The 18,221-nt window shown below is 36.4% G+C and carries 16 protein-coding genes and 1 tRNA gene; 8 read left to right on the top strand and 9 right to left on the bottom strand.

Annotated features, from left to right (window positions below; genetic code table 11):
• Positions 1-100: 100 nt before the first annotated feature.
• A complete protein-coding gene (gene uvrA / locus SJY09_RS06100) occupies positions 101-2,881 on the bottom strand; it encodes an excinuclease ABC subunit UvrA (protein ID WP_396638601.1) in 2,781 nt (926 codons plus the stop codon).
• 246 nt (positions 2,882-3,127) lie between these two features.
• Here uvrA and SJY09_RS06095 point away from each other — a divergent pair, with 246 nt between their 5' ends.
• Positions 3,128-3,709, top strand: coding sequence for an RNA polymerase sigma factor (locus SJY09_RS06095; RefSeq protein WP_396638074.1), 582 nt, complete (start codon positions 3,128-3,130; stop codon positions 3,707-3,709).
• Between the two features lie 539 nt (positions 3,710-4,248).
• Positions 4,249-4,830 carry an RNA polymerase sigma factor gene (locus SJY09_RS06090; RefSeq protein WP_396638073.1) on the top strand — a complete coding sequence of 194 codons (582 nt, stop codon included), beginning with the start codon at positions 4,249-4,251 and terminating at the stop codon, positions 4,828-4,830.
• Positions 4,831-5,055: 225 nt separating this feature from the next.
• Here SJY09_RS06090 and nth read toward each other — a convergent pair whose 3' ends face one another.
• The gene (nth, locus tag SJY09_RS06085) at positions 5,056-5,721 is read right to left on the bottom strand and encodes an endonuclease III domain-containing protein (protein WP_396638072.1); all 666 of its coding nucleotides are present in this window, start codon (positions 5,719-5,721) and stop codon (positions 5,056-5,058) included.
• Positions 5,722-5,774: 53 nt separating this feature from the next.
• Between nth and bcp the strand changes: the two genes are divergently transcribed.
• A complete protein-coding gene (bcp, locus tag SJY09_RS06080) occupies positions 5,775-6,227 on the top strand; it encodes a thioredoxin-dependent thiol peroxidase (protein WP_396638071.1) in 453 nt (150 codons plus the stop codon).
• Positions 6,228-6,374: 147 nt separating this feature from the next.
• Here bcp and SJY09_RS06075 read toward each other — a convergent pair whose 3' ends face one another.
• The gene (locus SJY09_RS06075) at positions 6,375-7,835 is read right to left on the bottom strand and encodes a TonB-dependent receptor (protein ID WP_396638070.1); all 1,461 of its coding nucleotides are present in this window, start codon (positions 7,833-7,835) and stop codon (positions 6,375-6,377) included.
• Positions 7,836-8,023: 188 nt separating this feature from the next.
• Between SJY09_RS06075 and SJY09_RS06070 the strand changes: the two genes are divergently transcribed.
• Entirely contained in the window at positions 8,024-8,800 is a 777-nt protein-coding gene (locus SJY09_RS06070) for an MBL fold metallo-hydrolase (RefSeq protein WP_396638069.1), read from the top strand.
• A 3-nt stretch (positions 8,801-8,803) separates the two neighbouring features.
• Complete coding sequence (locus tag SJY09_RS06065) at positions 8,804-9,298, top strand: hydrolase (protein WP_396638068.1); 495 nt, start codon at positions 8,804-8,806, stop codon at positions 9,296-9,298.
• Here SJY09_RS06065 and SJY09_RS06060 read toward each other — a convergent pair.
• The 5 genes from SJY09_RS06060 to SJY09_RS06040 all read right to left on the bottom strand — a co-directional run bounded on the left by SJY09_RS06060 (position 9,295) and on the right by SJY09_RS06040 (position 14,616).
• Positions 9,295-9,954 carry an alpha/beta hydrolase gene (locus SJY09_RS06060; protein WP_396638067.1) on the bottom strand — a complete coding sequence of 220 codons (660 nt, stop codon included), beginning with the start codon at positions 9,952-9,954 and terminating at the stop codon, positions 9,295-9,297. The two genes, SJY09_RS06065 and SJY09_RS06060, sit on opposite strands and share 4 nt — an antisense overlap.
• 9 nt (positions 9,955-9,963) lie before the next feature.
• Complete coding sequence (locus SJY09_RS06055) at positions 9,964-10,293, bottom strand: hypothetical protein (RefSeq protein ID WP_396638066.1); 330 nt, start codon at positions 10,291-10,293, stop codon at positions 9,964-9,966.
• Between the two features lies 1 nt (position 10,294).
• Positions 10,295-11,554: a dihydroorotase family protein gene (locus SJY09_RS06050; protein WP_396638065.1), complete on the bottom strand. Its 1,260-nt coding sequence runs from the start codon at positions 11,552-11,554 to the stop codon at positions 10,295-10,297.
• Positions 11,555-11,581: 27 nt separating this feature from the next.
• Entirely contained in the window at positions 11,582-13,495 is a 1,914-nt protein-coding gene (locus SJY09_RS06045; protein WP_396638064.1) for a BatA domain-containing protein, read from the bottom strand.
• A gap of 113 nt (positions 13,496-13,608) precedes the next feature.
• Positions 13,609-14,616: a glycosyltransferase gene (locus tag SJY09_RS06040; RefSeq protein ID WP_396638063.1), complete on the bottom strand. Its 1,008-nt coding sequence runs from the start codon at positions 14,614-14,616 to the stop codon at positions 13,609-13,611.
• A gap of 168 nt (positions 14,617-14,784) precedes the next feature.
• Here SJY09_RS06040 and SJY09_RS06035 point away from each other — a divergent pair.
• The 3 genes from SJY09_RS06035 (at position 14,785) to SJY09_RS06025 (ending at position 17,076) form a co-directional block, all read left to right on the top strand.
• A tRNA-Ser gene (locus tag SJY09_RS06035) sits at positions 14,785-14,869 on the top strand.
• Positions 14,870-15,111: 242 nt separating this feature from the next.
• Entirely contained in the window at positions 15,112-15,864 is a 753-nt protein-coding gene (locus tag SJY09_RS06030; protein ID WP_396638062.1) for a sulfite exporter TauE/SafE family protein, read from the top strand.
• A gap of 18 nt (positions 15,865-15,882) precedes the next feature.
• Positions 15,883-17,076 (top strand): DegT/DnrJ/EryC1/StrS family aminotransferase, encoded by a 1,194-nt coding sequence (locus SJY09_RS06025; RefSeq protein WP_396638061.1) that lies wholly within the window; start codon positions 15,883-15,885, stop codon positions 17,074-17,076.
• A 9-nt stretch (positions 17,077-17,085) separates the two neighbouring features.
• On the opposite strand, the gene ribB is transcribed toward SJY09_RS06025, so the two are convergent.
• Positions 17,086-18,216 carry a 3,4-dihydroxy-2-butanone-4-phosphate synthase gene (gene ribB / locus SJY09_RS06020; protein ID WP_396638060.1) on the bottom strand — a complete coding sequence of 377 codons (1,131 nt, stop codon included), beginning with the start codon at positions 18,214-18,216 and terminating at the stop codon, positions 17,086-17,088.
• Positions 18,217-18,221 lie beyond the last annotated feature (5 nt).

Here is an 18,221-nt window from a genome sequence, read left to right as displayed (position 1 = left end):
ACAGCGTGCCAAAAAATATCAAATTAATACAATTAATTGATTTCCAAATATTTAAAGATTAAAGAATTAAGAGTACGAGCTATTATTTTTAACCAATAAGTTAGTTTAACTTCTCCTTTAAATACTTCGCAGTAAACGATTTTTTGTTTTTAGCGACTTCCTCAGGTGTGCCTTCCGCGAGTAATTGTCCGCCGTTTTCGCCACCTCCCGGTCCAAGGTCAATAACATAATCAGCGCATTTTATCAACTCAATATTATGTTCTATTACGACAATAGAATGTCCTTTTTTGATAAGTGCATTGAAAGAGGTCAACAATTTTTGAATATCGTGAAAATGAAGTCCTGTTGTTGGTTCATCAAAAATAAAGAGCGCCTTGTCCTTTGTTGTTCCTTTTACTAAGAATGATGCTAATTTTATGCGCTGTGCTTCACCACCAGATAGGGTAGAGGAAGATTGTCCCAAGGTAACATAACCCAAACCTACATCCTGTAATGGCTGTAGTTTCTTAACAATTTTTGTTTGTTCCCCGGTTTTAAAGAATAAAATGGCATCATCAATAGTCATATTAAGGACATCATCAATGTTGGAATTATTGAAGGATACTTCCAAAACATCTTTTTTGAAACGTTTGCCTCCACAGGTATCACATTCTAAATGCACGTCTGCCATAAACTGCATTTCTACAGTGATTTCCCCTTCTCCTTTACATTTTTCACATCGGCCTCCATCCACATTAAAAGAAAAGTGTTTTGCCTGGTAATTTCTTATTTTACTTAACTTTTGGGAAGCATAGAGGTTGCGAATATCATCATATGCCTTTATATAGGTCACAGGATTAGATCGAGAGGACCTTCCAATTGGGTTTTGGTCTACAAACTCTACATGCTTAATATGGCTGTATTTCCCCTCTACCGCCGTAAACTGACCCGCTTTTTCCCCATAGCCACCTACTTCCTTTAAGATAATTGGATATAATAACTTTTTTACCAGTGTACTTTTACCGCTACCGGAAACACCAGTTACTACAGTCAGCATGTCCAGGGGAAAGGTTACATTAATATTTTTAAGGTTATGCGCTCTGCAACCTTTTATTTGAATATGATTTTTCGAGGTACGACGTTCGGATGGAATTTTAATTTCCTTAGTGCCATTAAGATAACTAGCCGTGAGCGAGGTAGATTTTAAAACCTTATCAAGTGGGCCTTGTGCTACCACATGACCACCGTGAGTGCCTGCCTCGGGGCCAATATCTATGACTTCATCAGCGGCTTTCATAATATCCTCATCATGCTCTACTACAATAACGGTATTGCCAAGATTTCTTAATGATATAAGTACTTCTATAAGATTTTCGGTGTCCTTTGGATGCAAGCCAATACTGGGTTCGTCTAATATGTACATGGAACCTACTAAACTACTTCCCAATGAGGTTGCCAGATTAATACGTTGACTTTCACCGCCGGATAGGGTATTGGACTTTCTATTCAAGGTTAAGTAATTTAGGCCCACTTTTTCTAAAAAGCCTAATCTGGTATTGATTTCTTTCAGTAAGCGGTGAGCTATTTGCGCATCGTTATTACTTAGTTCTAGTTCACCGAAAAATATAACAAGCTTTTCAATGGATAGTCCTACCAGTTGCGATATGGACTTTCCACCAACTTTTACATAATCCGTTTCCGGTCTTAGGCGCTTGCCGTTGCAGACGTTACATTTGGTTTTTCCGCGATAACGGGATAACATTACCCTGTTCTGTATTTTATAACTTTTCTCTTCTAGCGTGTCAAAAAATTTATGTAGGCCAATAAAATGATCATTTCCTCTCCAAACTAATTCTTGCTGTTCCTCGTTAAGCTCAAACCAAGGTTTATGAATAGGAAAATCATATTTATAGGCTGAGTTTACCAGTTGATCGCGATACCAGCTCATACTTTCTCCTCGCCAAGGAAAAACTGCGTTTTCATAGATAGAAAGCGCTGTGTTAGGGACCACTAAGTCTGCGTCTATACCTATGACGTCCCCATACCCTTCACATTTTGGACAAGCTCCATAGGGATTGTTAAAACTAAAAAGATGCACATTGGGTTCTAAAAACTGCATCCCGTCCAGTTCAAACTTGTTACTGAACAATTGTTGTTCGGCAGGCTCTAATTTTTCGATAATACATTGCCCCTTACCTTCAAAAAAGGCAGTATCCACAGCATTTGCAAGTCTATTGTAAAAATCTTCATCGTTTTTAGTGATGATTCGGTCTACTACTAGGTCAAATTCCTTTTCAATATTTTCAGGCGCTTGATCTATTCTTAAAACTTCACCTTTATATTTGATACGGGCATAGCCTTGTTTAGAGAATAATTGAAGCGACTTTAAGGTATCTCTATCTTCACGAATTACGATTGGAGCGAGAAGTAATAGTTTAGTATTGTCCTCGAACGTTTTTATATATTCAATAACATCCGTAACCGTATTCTTCTTTACCTCGTTTCCCGAAACAGGTGAAAAGGTTTTTCCGATGCGCGCATAAAGTAACTTTATATAATCGTAAATTTCTGTGGTAGTACCTACCGTAGACCTCGGATTGGTAGAATTCACTTTTTGCTCAATGGCAATGGCAGGAGCTATACCTTTTATATAATCTACTTTAGGTTTATCCAGTTTACCCAAGAACTGTCTGGCGTACGAAGATAGGCTTTCCACATAACGGCGCTGACCTTCCGCATAAAGCGTATCAAAAGCTAGACTGGATTTCCCAGAGCCAGATAATCCCGTAATAACCACTAATTTATTCCTAGGTATTACAACATCAATATTTTTAAGATTGTGCAATTTTGCACCCTTAATAATAATGTTCTCTTTGGGGTTTACTTTAGCAATTGAAGGCATATATTTTTCTAAGTTCGCAAAGATACAATATGAGGTATTCAATAGCCAGTAAAAGTCTTTTAGGATTTTTAGCGGACTATTTTTATTAGGATTTCTTTGGGAATATTTATTTTTTTCTATCTTTGGCATTCATAAAAATTCAATTTGCCTATAGCACACATTTACTTTTTAAGTTAGAATAGTAACCCACAAGACCCTTTTTCAAACGAATCTGGGGTCAACTTTTAACCACAAAAAAGTAAAGCTATGGAAGCACAAATTGAAGATTCCCAACTTGTAAAACAATATATGAATGGCAATGAAAGAGCTATTGGAGTTCTGATCAATCGCCATAATGCACGTCTCACAGGATTTATTTATTCTAAGGTTGGTGATCGTGAACTAACGGAGGATATATTTCAAGATACCTTTATGAAAGTGATACGTACCCTAAAGCGTGGTGCCTACAGTGAGGAAGGTAAATTTCTTCCTTGGGTAATGCGTATTGCCCATAACCTTATTATAGATTATTTTAGAAAGAACAACAGGATGCCTATGTTCGAAGGCACCGATAGCTTTAATATCTTTTCTTTAATGGGCGATGAACGACTTAATGCGGAAAAGCAATTGATCAAAGACCAGATTGATTCTGATTTGGCTAGAATGATTAAGGAATTGCCAGAGGATCAGCAAGAGGTGTTGCAAATGCGTATATATAAGGATATGAGTTTTAAAGAAATTTCCGATAATACAGGTGTTAGTATTAATACAGCACTTGGAAGAATGCGCTATGCTTTAATTAACCTTAGAAAGCTAGTTGAGGCAAATAGTATTGTTTTAACGAATTAATTGGTTACAGGTCGAGTAGATCTACTATATTTATTTCCTTGCCGTTCTCTAATTGAACCAAAACGGAAGTAGTATGGAAAAATTATACACTAACAAAAAAGACCAGTCTAAACTAGTTGAAGCTAAGCCTGAAACGATACAGTTTTTATTAAATTACTCGAAGTCGCTTAAAATTACCCAAGCAAAAGGAATTAAATTTGAAAGCAACTTAAATTAAATTAGCTGATTAGCTCTTCATATAAATAACCCTAAGGATTTTCCTTAGGGTTTCTTTTTTTAGGAATTATTTGGTGTTCATAGTTTCCGACGTATAAATGTAACGGAAACAATTACTGTATTAAGTTTCTGACGTAACTAGTAAAGTATCCATTTATTGTACTGAAAAATAGGTTTTCGTTGTTTCACATCATAAAAAGGCTATTTGACAACATACTTTTTTGAGAAGGATGGGTTTTATATAGTTTTATCCCAGAAATAAATAACTAATTACAATTACTAACAAGATGCCCAAATCTTTAATCCAAAAGAAAATGACTCATATGAAATTACAAATTGAAGACTCAGAATTAGTAAGAGATTATATCAGTGGAGACGAGAAGGCTCTAGAAGTACTAATCAACAGACACAACCAACGTATCACTAGCTTTATCTACTCTAAAGTTTTGGATAGAGATATTACGGAGGATATTTTTCAAGATACTTTCATAAAAGTAATTAAGACACTAAAAAAAGGTACTTATAGTGAAGAGGGTAAATTTTTACCTTGGGTAATGCGTATTTCGCATAACTTAATTATAGACCATTTTAGAAAGAACAAAAGAATGCCAATGTTTGAAGGAAGTGATGACTTCAATATCTTCTCTGTCATTGGTGATGATAAATTAAATGCGGAAAAGCAGCTTATTAAAAATCAAATTGATACTGATTTACGTTATTTAGTTGAGGAATTACCGGATGATCAAAAAGAGGTTTTAGTAATGCGTATTTATAAGGATATGAGCTTTAAGGAAATTTCAGAAAACACGGGAGTTAGCATAAACACTGCTTTAGGAAGAATGCGATACGCATTAATTAACTTAAGAAAGATCATAGAAAAAAATAATATTGTTCTTACCAACTAGGATACGTAAAAACAACATAAACAATATTTCCTTTTTAGTTGCGTTCTTTAAAGTGTAACAACATTGGAAATATGGAAAAAATTTACTCTGATTATCAAGAACAGACCGAATTCAATAAAGTTTGTCCTAAAACTATCAACTTTTTATTAAGTTTTTCACAAGCGCTTTATGACATTGAGTATAAAGATTTGAGGTTCGAAACCTTTTTAAATTAATAAAGACCCGCTAAAAGCGGGTCTTTGTTTTTCTATAGTAGTGATTTAAGACAGTTTTCCTACCTATTGTTTTGGTGATTACATCATTGTTCAAGTCCCAGCCCCTAGCAGGAGAATACTCTCTTCCATACCAGATAATTTGTAAATGCAGATCATTCCATAATTCTTTAGGAAATAATCTCTTAGCATCTTTTTCAGTTTGTACCACATTTTTTCCATTTGTAAAACCCCATCTGTATAATAACCTATGAATATGGGTATCTACTGGAAAGGCAGGTATACCAAAAGCTTGCGAAACAACTACACTTGCCGTTTTATGACCTACGGCCGGTAATTCTTCTAATAGTGCTATCTCCTTAGGTACTTCGCCATCATATTTATCAATTAATATTTGCGAAAGGCCATGAATGCCTTTAGACTTCATTGGTGATAAACCTACCGGGCGTATAATATCCCTAATTTCCTCAACCGATAATTTTACCATGTCATAAGGGTTGTCTGCTTTTTCAAAAAGTAATGGTGTGATTTTATTTACACGAATATCCGTACTTTGGGCAGACATTAATACGGCGATAAGTAATGTATAAGGGTCTTTATGGTCTAAAGGAACAGGAATTACAGGATAGAGTTCTTGTAATTTTGCAATTGTAAAATTTACTTTTTCGGCTTTGGTCATATTTGTTTAATTTTACATAAAATAGGTTAAACATAATTATAAATATAATAACTATGAATACATTGAAAGTAGGTGATAAAGTTCCTGAATTTTCTAGCATCGATCAAGACGGCAATACTATTAATTTATCTGATTATTCCGGTAAAAATTTGGTAGTTTTTTTCTATCCTCGTGCAAATACTCCCGGTTGCACGGCTGAAGCATGTAATTTAAGGGATAATTATAAGAAGTTGCAAGATGCTGGTTACGAACTACTTGGGGTTAGTGAGGATTCTCAAAAGAAGCAAGCTAACTTTAGGAATAAATATGAGTTTCCTTTTCCACTACTTGCGGATGAAGACCATACTGTTATTAATGCTTTTGGCGTTTGGGGGCCTAAGAAATTTATGGGTAAGGAGTATGACGGTATTCATAGAATGACCTTTGTCGTAAACGGAGACGGAAAAGTAAGCAAAGTAATAGAAAAGGTGAAAACCAAAGATCATGCTGCGCAACTTTTAGCGTAACCAATTAAAAAAAGCCCCTTTTTACAGGGGCTTTTTTCTACTCGATAATCGAGATTTATAATGCTCTGACGCTGGCACCTAAATAAATGTTAGCTTTAATTCAGATGTCTCATGGGCTTGTCCCGAGGTAATTTACTATAAACTTTATTACTTCGTTGCTGTAATTTCTTTCGGGTCTTTTCTAGTGAAAAGTTTTTTCTTTTTAATGATTTCGGCGATACCTTCCGGTAACATCTCTTCCCATCCTTCTTCTCCGTTCATAATTCTTTTTAATACATCTCTAGAGAAAATATGCATTATTTCTGGCTCATAGTCAATAATGTCCATCACTTTGCCATTGTATTTAAAGAACTTGTAAAGCTCTTTCATACGTGGGTGTACTTTTACATTATTACTTGTCATAACCTGACCTGTTTCCGTATTCTTCATAGGGTAGAGGTACACTTGTAAATCTTTAAAGAACAGTTTTCCAAAGGCTTCTAAAATACCACCACTTAAATGACGGTAATATTTCTCATCAAAAATGTCTACCAAATTGTTTACGCCCATCGTAAGGCCAATTCTATTTTTTGTGTAGTTATGTAAATACTCTACGAGTTTATAGTATTCTTGGAATTTTGAAATCATTACGGAATGTCCCAAAGAACATAGCAGTTCCGCCCGGTCCATAAAATCTTGTTCATCAATTTCTCCCGATGCTTTTAAATTGGATAGGGTAATTTCAAAAATAACAATACTATTATCTTGATCTACCTGAGGGTCACGAATAAAAATATCGTGAGATTTTTCGAACATGTCTAGGTTTACCTTCGTAACGGGTCTAAAACTACCACGAAGCGCAAGAATATTCTTTTTATAAAGTACTGCTGCTGGTAATACATTATTACCATCAGGGCCAAACATAACGGCATCGGTCATGTCATTCCGTATCAACTGCAGACTCATTAACCTATTATCCACATCCTTAAAACTAGGACCATTGAAATTGACCATGTCAATTTCTACCGTATCCTTATCTATATGATCATAAAGGTATTTAAGCATTTTTCTAGGCTTGTGATACTTATAAAAAGCACCATAGATTAGATTAACACCCAATGTTCCCAAGGTTTCTTGTTGCAGCCGCGCTTCATTCTGTTTAAAACGGATATGAAGAATAATTTCATCAAATTCTTTTTGATTAGGGTCTAACTGATAACGAATTCCTACCCAACCATGTCCCTTATATCGTTTTGAAAAATCTATGGTAGCAACCGTATTGGCGTATGAAAAAAACAATCTTTCTGGGTGTTTTTCTCTACTAATACGCTCTTCCATCAAATTCATTTCATGAGAGAGCATTGTTTTTAATCGTGCTTGTGTTACGTATCTACCATCTTCTTCAATACCATAAATAGCATCACTAAAATCCTTATCGTAAGCACTCATGGCCTTGGCAATAGTTCCTGATGCGCCTCCCGATCTAAAAAAATGACGTGCCGTTTCTTGGCCCGCTCCAATTTCGGCAAAGGTTCCGTAAATGTCGGGGTTTAAGTTTATTCTTAAAGTTTTCGCCTTTATGGAAGGAATATTTTCGAAGGCACTATCTTTCTTTCGAACTGAAGCCATTATTTTTATGAATTTGCTTTTAACAAAGTTAAAAAGAACAAACTACCTACAGCCTAAACCGTAAGAAAATTTGTAATTAGTTTTTAGGGATTATTTTCAAAATAATCTTTGGTTATTATAGTTAAACGGCTTGTGCTATAATTTATTCTTAGTTGCTAGTAATCAAATATGGCTTAACTTTGTTTTGGATGAACGATAAACTTAAAATCACTTTCTTAGGTACCGGAACTTCTCAGGGTATTCCCATTATTGGAAGTAGCCATCCTGTTTGTTTAAGTAGTGATCCAAGGGATAAAAGACTAAGAGTATCCGTCTTACTTTCTTGGGGGTCACATAATTTCACTATCGACTGTGGACCTGATTTTAGACAACAGATGCTTACAAATAAAGTAGCTAAACTAGATGGAATTTTATTTACGCACGAGCACGCTGATCATACTGCGGGTATAGACGATATTAGACCTTTCTTTTTTAGACAGGGAGATATTCCTATTTATGCCCGTAAACGGGTTGTGAAGTCATTAAAACGCCGTTTTGATTATATTTTCAGTAAAAAGGATAGGTATCCTGGAGCACCTGCTGTTACCGTGAATATCGTTAAAAAAAATAAAAGTTTTAAACTTGGGGGAATGCCGGTAACCCCTATACAGGCTTTACATAATAGATTGAAGATTTTTGGATATCGAGTTGGGGATTTTACATATTTGACTGATGTAAAATCCATGGAAAGCGCAGAAATTGACAAAATTAAAGGTTCTAAGGTTTTAGTGGTCAATGCGCTGCGTATAGAAGCACATCAATCTCATTTTAATTTAGAGGAAGCCTTGGATTTTGTAAACCAAGTAAAACCAGAAAAAGCTTATTTTACCCATATAAGTCATCATTTAGGCTTCCATGAAGAAGTAGAAAAAAGTTTACCGAATAATGTGCACTTAGCTTATGATAATCTCACCATTGAACTATAATTTATGAAAAGTAAAATATTTCTTTACCTATTTATTTTTGTCTCACTAATTTGTTTGTATCTCTTTGTTAGTAGTGGTAAAATGGCAGATGCCAATAACACGTCAATTGAAAAGTTTAAAACGGAGATTGTTGATTTAAAAGACTCCTTACAACAATCAGAACTACGTGTTTTAGAGATGCAGTACTTTTCTTTGGAAAACAATGATGACGCATTGGCATACTATGATCATTTAAATCTAGAAAACCCTGCTGGTTATATCGCTGATAAATTGTTGGAAACGAACGAATCCAAAGGCGACAATCCTTTAATACCTTATGCGGGTATGGAAAGTGATTTCAAAATAAATAAAATTAAAGTATTGAACCATAAATGGATCTTAACCGATTTTTCCGATGGAAAGTATTGGGGCGAACTTTTGGTAAAATATGAGCTAAAGGATGATTTAGGCGTTGATTTTACTTTAATAGACCATTTACTCTATACAAAAAGTAATTAGCGTCTTTCCTCAAGCCAATTTTTAAAAGCGTAGAAATTTTGTGGTGCTACTCCGTGCCCAGTAGGGTACTCTTCAAAAACGTGAGGTACTTTCAATTTAGACAATAGTATCGGGGCTTTTTGTGCCCATTCAATCGGTATTACTTGGTCTACTTGCCCATGTGATGCATAAATCTGCAATTTAGAATGCTCCTTACTTTCATAGTCTTCTGCTAATATCCCTTCGTTAATATAACCACTTAGGGCAATTACGCGCTTAATTTTACTAGGGTAGGAGAGTGCTACGGCATAGCTTAAAATAGTTCCCTGACTAAAACCGAGTAAAGTTACGTTTTCGGTATCTAGGTTATAGGCTTTACAGGCTTGTTCTATAAAGGAAACAATTTTATCCCTTGAGGTAATGGCCTGTGCATCATCGCTCCATTTTCCATTTTCGGCATCAAAATTAATGGCATACCAAGCATAACCAAAAGGCTGTAAAATATATGGTGCTCTAACCGAAATAATGCACAGTTCCTCAGGTAGTTCTGCCGCGAAGGAAAACAAATCTTCTTCGTTACTTCCGTATCCGTGCAGCATAAAAAGCACGGGTATCTTTTTTGTAGTTAATGAAGAAGGTCTTATGATATGTTCTAAAGATAGGGGAGCTGTTGTCATTGTATTGTGCTATTGTATAAATGTAAACCATTTTTGAAAGTAGGAACCTATTACTGGTACTTCTAATTTTTTGTTGCTAAGTACGCCACTGAAGCCGTAAACCCATAAGATGGAATAGCAGAGGAATAATCCAAAAAATGAATAAAGATTTCCCCAGTTATTGGAGAGAATGCCAAAAGAAATGAACAATAGATGTAAACCAAAGGCTTGTCTTGTATGAAATCTTGCAAAGTCATGTTTGGGTTCCGAATTCATAGATAAGGCAATTAACGCACCAACTATAGTCAAATAAGCGACAATAGCGGTAGTCTTTCCTTCAACTGTTTTTGAATCTTTCATGCTAAAAATTTAATACCATAGTATCTTCAACTATAGTTCCTAAGACTTTACCTTTCATAGACTTTCCTAAAAACATACTGTTCTTAGAGGTACTCATTATCAAATCTTTCGAGAATTCATATTCGGTCTCCGGTTCAAAAAGGGTTATACATGCTGATGCTCCCTCTTTTAGTTCAGGAGTTTCTAAGCCAAAAATAGATCGCCCTTTCGTAAGGATATGGATAACCTCTTCGATTTCAAATAGTGAATTCAAGGAACCGAAGTAACTTTCTAATCCTATGGTTCCAAAAGCGGCATTATCAAATTCTACCTGTTTTAGCTCAATATTCAAGGGTGTATGGTCCGATGTTACAAAATCTATAGTGCCATTTTTTACCCCCTTTAACAATGCGTTCCTATCTTCCTTGGTACGTAAAGGTGGCATTACCTTGTAATTAGAATCAAAATCTATTAAGCTATCATCTTTGAACAATAGGTTATGGATAGCCACACTACAGGTTACCTGCAGTCCCTTCTTCTTGCCTGCAGCTATTAGTTTGACCGAATTTTCAGTGCTAATGGTAGGAATGTGAAGTTTACCCGCTGTATATTCAAGGATAAATAAATCCCGAGCTATTTGGAGTTCCTCAGCTAATGCAGGTATACCTTTTAAACCTAATTTGGTACTCGTGACACCTTCATTAACAATACCCTTTCCCGCTATCTGTCCATCTAATGGAAAAGAAAAAACCGTGCCTTTAAAATTTTGGGCATACTGCAATGCTATTTTTAGCAAGTTAGGATTTGAAATGGCCGATTTGTAATCGTAAAACCCTAGTGCACCTGCGTTTTTCATATCATACAGCTCCGCTAGGGCCTCTCCTTCACCTTTTACCGTTAGGTTCCCTAAAGGGTGTAATCTTGTTAGTGAGTTTTTTGCAGCATTTTTAAGAAATACAATTGCCGAGCTGGTATCTGGCACGGGATTACTGGTAGGGTTTAATATAATATCCGTGAAACCACTACTGGCAGCTGTTTTAAGACCATTGCTAATAGTCTCCCTTTCTTCATAACCAGGCTCCCCAAAACTTACGCTACTATCAAACCAGCCTATAGATACGTGAAGGTTCTTATGGGATACTATTTTGGTTTTTGCTGGTGGCTCAATACTCGAAGCAATTTTTTGAATAACTCCATTTTTAATTAGGATGTCCCGTTTTTTAAGATGTACACCTATGGTGCTGGGATTGATGATTTTTGCTGATTTTAAGAGTACGTTCATGCGCTTATTTGCTTGTTCATTTTGAAGTTACTTTAAAAATCTTTGAAGAATGGTTTCCGTAATAACGAATAGCAGTGCTAAAATAGCAAACCATTTCCAAAACTCATTTATCGTATTTTGTTTTTGAGTGATTTCAAAAAAATCGGCGATAGATTTATTTACAGCTGTTGAAGGCACGCCAGCGAAGTCCAAATAGGACAAGTCACTTTCTTTTCTGTCGTAGTTGAAACTTATGTTTTGCAAAACTTTGTCGTTATCAATTATTCGATAAATTCCACTTGTCTTAGGATTCTCCTGAAAAGATAATCTGGTCTTTTTTGGAAGGACCCTTTGCTGAGGGATAAATTCATAATCATCACCAACCACCTTAAGAACATTGTCCTTATTTAGGATGTAGGGAGCATCTATTTGCGTCAATTTTCCAATGGTGCTATAGAGCGATGAGGATTTTAAACTATTCGCTCCCATATTGTAAAAAGTAGGAACTATTAAGGGAGAATTTTTAAAGTTAGTTTCTAGTAAGGATGTGGCAAAAATAAATACGTTATCAGCACCTATTAAGAAAGGGGCATCGTTCTGTAAAGAAAGGGCTTCTGTGGCATTTGTCTTTAACTGGTAATAGCCCGTTACGGAAGGATATTGAAAATTAGATACATTTTTCTCAAATACATTGGTGTAGAGCGGATGCCCGAACTTTATAGTAGAAATCGCGACTTCTTGTTCGGTTTTGGACCCTAAGGTGGTATTGAAATAGAAGGACGTTAACTTATTGTACGATGACAAATCTATTTCGGGTGCTGGGATAATGACTAAACTTCCACCCTCATTTGTAAATGACTGTAGGGCAGTGGTAAGACCTGTGGGTATTGCCTTAAGTTCGTTGATTACGATAAGGTCATAGGTCTGTAACGCTCCATAATTTAATTGTTTTAAATCAGCTTTTACATATTTAAACTGTGGTTCCGTAAAAATTCGCCGTAGTAAACTGGATGTGGGCCCGATATCCAAAACCTTAATTTTTTCGGGAATATTTATATTAAAGTAAAACTCATTATCATAGGATAAACCAATATCTGTAAGCACTATTTTTCCGTTGATCTCTTCGTTGGATGGAATGGAAAATAGGACATTTGCTTTAGAATTCTTATTAAAACCGGCGGCCGTTTTTGCTATTAATTTATCACCGTTATATAGGGATACTGCTGTTGTCTCAAGCTCATAATTTGCACTAATTAGTGCCGTTAAGTCTATACTGCCGTTAGCGTTGGATTTTGTATAAATAGAATCAATTGCAATATTGTTAATCGTGTTACTGAGTGGGTTAATGTAATATATATTGGTATTGGTGGTACTATCCTTGGGAAATGTTCCCAAGCGCTGTTGAAAATCAGATATGATTATCGTATTCTTCTGTGTGGAATTGTCATTTGTAAAATGTGCAGCTGCCTTTAAGGAAATTTCTTTTAGGGATAACTGTTGGGAACTGGGCTGTATCTCCAATAAATTATTCTTAATATCATTTATTTCAACATCTAAAAAGGTATCGTCATTTGTAAACAAATGAAATTTTTCATCCTTTGGGATACGCTTTATAAATTCCTGAACAGTATTTTGAAATAAAGTTGCATTAGCTGTTTTTGCATGCATACTAAAGGAATTATCGAGGTAAAAGATATTCTCTTTTTCTTTAACTGCGCTATCGCTGGCATTAAAGGGTTGTGCAAAGGCTAGAACCAGTCCGGCTAAAATACCTAATCGAGAAAAGAGTAATAACCATTTTTTTAAGGTGCTACTTTTTCTTGATTTTGAGACGATACTTTTAAGAAGTTTTACATTGGTAAAAGGCGTTCTCTTAAATCTTCGGAGTTGAAATAGATGGATAATAATAGGAATAAGTAGAAGAAAAAGGGCCCAAAGAAGTTCTGGATGTTTAAACTGCATTCCTTATTTTGATTGCTCAAAGATAACTAAAATATAGAAGTTGATTCCTAATAAAACAGTCTGTTTAACGCTAAAATAACCTAGCTGTTAAGTTTCAATTCCCTTAAGTTGGTTTAACAGAAAAAGAAATAATCTTTCATGGAGATTTTTCCGCACTTATCAAAATAGTTATGTATATGCTGTTGCTCCTCTTCGTTTGCAACGGTAATAATACTTTGCGTGTTTGGTATATTTTCTAAGGAATTAATTGGTAAAAGTATTTTACCATAAATTTCTCTCCCAATCTTTTTGGGGTTATTGCATATCCAGTGAAAGGGGATTTTTCTATCGATTAGTATTGTTGCGATACGTTTTCCTTTATTTCCGGCTCCCCAAACGACCAAATTTCCGTCTCGGTTTAAATGAAGTTTTATGAAGTATCGAAGCTTTATATCCAAGAAGTAATTGTGGGCGTAGTGGGCACTGGTTCTAGAGGTTCTATGGTCATAGTCTCTCCATTTTAGTAAAACATGTTCGCTTGGGATAATCTTTAGCCCATGTTCGTAAAATCTGAAAGCAAGGTCATAATCTTCTGGGTATTCATTGGGTTCAAAGGCTCCGCATAACTCTAAATCGCTCTTATGTACCATCCAACAAGGGGAGGGGATAACACATTCTTTATATAGTTCTGAGTAATTAGTCCCCTTTAAAGTTAAAGCATTTAGCCACTTCTCATAGCGTTGATAGCCATTACTGATACCTTTTTTAGAAAAGTATTTTACTTGTCCAACGGCTACATGACCTTTCCCTTTATTTTCTAAATCTGTAACCATTATTTTTAAGCGCTCTGGCATCATTAGGTCATCAGAATCCATTCTAGTTATAAATTTACCTTCGCTAAAAGTATATGCAGTTCTCAGCGCTTCAATAATACCCTGGCCATTATTATGAAAAACTTTTATTCTCCGGTCTTTGCTCGCATAATTTTGAACAATAGCTAAGCTCCTATCGCTTGATGCATCATTTACCGCCAAGACTTCCCAGTTTATGAATGTCTGCGCTATGATAGAATTAAGACAGGCTTCTAGAAAGGAACCTGTGTTCTTAAAAGGTATTACTATGCTAACTAAAGGAGTTTTCATGTTTATCTACTAGTGGGATGAAAAATTACCAAGGATATGTGGAATAGGCAATAATTAGATACTTTACTTTATCTCTTTTAAAGATTTATTTATCGAAAAAGTCTTTAATACAAAGAAAAAGGTTTTTATATTTGCACCCGCATTCAGGGAATACTTGATGAGACACTTGGAGAAATGGCAGAGTGGTCGAATGCGGCAGTCTTGAAAACTGTTGAGGGTCACACCTCCGGGGGTTCGAATCCCTCTTTCTCCGCATCAAAAAGCTTCACCCACAGGGTGGAGCTTTTTTCGTTTTGTGCAGACAGAAAGCATAGCATTCTCATTCGAAGGAAAACGAAAAAAGATGCTAGGTGCATCCAGAAGCGTTTTGATGTATTGGATTTCCTATCTGGGAACACTGAGGGGTGATTGCAGGGAATAACGAATGGTAATTTGGCTATCTGCAAGAAAAATTATTTTCTAGTTAAATACCACACAACCCTTTATTTTTGCATCATGGAGGAATGGTATCATTACCCCTTACTTGTAGTGGTGGGTTTTGCTGTAGGTTTTATAAATACGGTCGCGGGCGGTGGGTCCTTATTATCGCTTCCCGTTCTTATTTTTCTGGGTCTTCCTTCAAATATTGCAAACGGTACCAACAGGGTAGCTATTGTAATACAAACCGCACTTGCCACAGCAGGTTTTAAGAGTAAAGGAATCTCTACATTTCCTTTTAATGCCTATTTGGGAATAGCGGCATTTGTTGGGTCTATAATAGGTGCTTATATCGCGGTGGATATTAAGGGCGAAGTTTTCAATAGAATACTAGCCATTGTAATGATTTCGGTAGTGTTTATAATCATTTTCAGTCCAAAAATTAATGTAAAGGATTTAGAGGAACGTCTTACCGGAAAATATCTTTGGATTGGTATTGCGGTGTTCTTTTTTTTCGGAATTTATGGCGGATTCATTAACGCAGGTCTAGGCTTTTTAATGATTTTGTTTTTACATTACGTTAATAGGATGTCCTTGGTGCGATCAAACGCCACTAAGGTTTCGGTCGTTTTTCTATATATGATTTCTGCTTTGGCAGTTTTTGCCTTTAATGATAAAGTAAATTGGAAGATTGGTTTAATTTTAGCTATTGGAAACGGCAGCGGAGCATGGCTTGCAAGTAGATACTCTGTTAAGAAAGGTGACGGATTTATTAAAGTATTTTTAGTGATTATGGTCGTAGCGATGGCTGTAAAATTGTGGTTTTTTTAATTTTATATGGAATAAGATATGCCTGGATTTGAATTGTTTGGAGATAGCGAGAAAGCACAAGTACAATCTGTGTTGGATACAGGAGTGCTTATGCGCTATGGTTTTGACGGAATGCGAAATGGTCAATGGAAGGCTAAGGAATTAGAAGCTTCTTTATCCAAAAGAATGCAGACGGAATATGTGCAATTGGTCAGTAGCGGTACTGCTGCACTCACTGTGGCCTTGGTTAGTGCCGGTATAGGGGCCGGGGACGAGGTTATAATGCCCACTTTCACTTTTGTGGCCAGTTTTGAGTCAATTCTTGCGCTGGGGGCCATACCTGTTCTAGTTGATATTGATGACACTTTAACCTTGGATCCTGCTGCGGTCGAAGCTGCGATTACCGAGCATACCAAAGTGGTCATGCCCGTACATATGTGCGGCTCCATGGCCAATTTAAAAGCATTGAAAGTTATCTGTGAAAAACATGATTTATTACTCTTAGAAGATGCCTGCCAGGCAATTGGTGGTAGTTTTGAAGGTAAACCTTTAGGCAGTTATGGCGATTTAGGCTGTTTCTCTTTTGATTATGTAAAAACCATAACTTGTGGAGAAGGTGGTGCTTTAATAACAAATAACGAGAAATATTATCGTAATGCGGACCATTACTCTGACCATGGGCATGACCATGTTGGTAACGATAGGGGAGCAGAATCACATCCTTTCTTGGGCTATAATTTTAGAATATCAGAATTAAATGCGGCGGTAGGTTGTGCTCAAGTAGAACGATTGGATGAGTTCGTAGCTATTCAAAAGAAGAACTACACCGTTTTGAAAAACCAGATAACGGGGATTAATGGGGTGACTTTTAGAAGGGTTCCTGCTGGTGGGATAGCGAATTATTCTTTTTTAAATTTCTTTTTGCCCACCCAAAAAATTGCCAAAAAAACACATGAAGCATTGATTGAAAATGGTGTTGATGCTTGTTTTTATTGGTTTGATAACAATTGGCATTACTACAAGAAATGGGAGCACTTAACCACTTTAAAATCCTTAGGTAAGCTTCCTAACGAAGTTTCGGAGCGATTACCGGATTATACGAAATCTGATTTTTCCAAATCAGATCATTGGATGGGGAGAACCATTTCCGTTTTGGTAAAATTAAGTTGGAGTGCCGAAGAAGTAGCTGAGCGTGGCCAGAAAATGAAATCGGTTATTTCAGAAATACTGTAAACTTCCCTGCTAATAGGTGACATAGTCAACAATCTCAAGGCCATAACCTACGATACCCACGCGTTTTCCTTGCCTACTATTGGTCAGTAAACGCATTTTGGTGATGCCTAAATCATGTAGAATTTGTGCGCCGATTCCGAAATCACGAGCATCCATTTCTATCTTTGGAGCTTTTGATACTCCCGCTTTCTGTAACTCCTGTAGTTCTGCCAACCTGCTCAATAAATTTAGGGAAGCTGCGTCTTGGTTGATGAAAACAATTGCACCCTTTCCTTCTTTGTTCACCGCGTTGAACATATTCTCTAACTTTTGGTCAGGACTATTGGTCAAGGTGCCAAGAATATCGTTATTGATCAATGTTGAATTAATTCGGGTAAGCACTTTTTCATCTTTAGTCCAATTTCCTTTGGTAAGTGCAATATGCACGTGATTATTCGTGGTCTGTTTGTACGCCCTTAGTCTGTAGTCTCCAAAGCGCGTTTTTATTTCAAAATCATTCTCCTTATCTATTAAACTATCGTGCTCCATTCTGTAAGCGACCAAGTCCTCGATGGAAACTATTTTTAAGTCGAATTTTTCTGCCACCTTCATCAGCTGCGGTAAACGAGCCATACTGCCATCATCGTTCATGATTTCGACGATAATACCGGCAGGTTTTAATCCCGCTAAGCGGGCAAAATCTATTGCAGCCTCCGTATGACCTGTTCTTCTTAAAACACCACCTTCTTTAGCCACTAATGGAAAGATATGACCAGGTCTGGCCAGATCATGCGGTTTGGTATCATTTTCGGTAAGTGCGCAAACTGTCTTGGACCTATCGGATGCGGATATGCCTGTGGTAACTCCGTTTCCTCTTAAATCTACCGATACGGTAAAGGCGGTTTCCATGGGGTCCGTATTATTACTCACCATCATGTGAAGCCCAAGTTCCTTGCATCTTCCCTCGGTTAACGGAGCGCAAATAAGTCCTTTCCCGTGGGTTGCCATGAAATTGACCGTTTCTGGCGTAGCCAACTCTGCCGCTGCCAAAAAATCCCCTTCATTTTCCCTATTCTCATCATCTACCACTATAATAACCTTGCCTTCACGAATATCGGCAATTGCTTCTTCTATGGTATTTAGCTCAACTGTCTTTGGCATACGTA

Source organism: Maribacter sp. R77961 (assembly GCF_044594925.1).
Lineage (GTDB): Bacteria > Bacteroidota > Bacteroidia > Flavobacteriales > Flavobacteriaceae > Maribacter.
This window is presented reverse-complemented; position numbering and strand designations above follow the sequence as displayed.